General features: G+C 44.1%; 1 other annotated feature (only partly in view).

The annotated features are described in order from the left end of the window. Positions 1 to 222, top strand: a sequence feature (mutual gap in cmsearch alignment for this rRNA model is longer than 100) (it continues 1090 nt past the right edge of the window).

The raw sequence follows: 222 nt of genomic DNA, 5'->3' as shown, positions 1-222 counted from the left end.
CCCCCATGTATCATAAAGTGAATACATAGCTTTATGAAGGTAAACCCAGGGAACTGAAACATCTAAGTACCTGGAGGAAGAGAAAGAAAAATCGATTTTCTTAGTAGCGGCGAGCGAAAAGGAAAGAGCCCAAACCAGAGATTTATCTCTGGGGTTGCGGACAGAACATAACGAGAAGTCATAGTTAACCGAACACAACTGGAAAGTTGGACCGCAGGGGGT

Source organism: Providencia rustigianii DSM 4541, from assembly GCF_000156395.1.
GTDB lineage: Bacteria > Pseudomonadota > Gammaproteobacteria > Enterobacterales > Enterobacteriaceae > Providencia > Providencia rustigianii.
The sequence above is the reverse complement of the archived record's forward strand: the minus strand, read 5'-3'. Positions and strand labels throughout refer to the sequence as shown.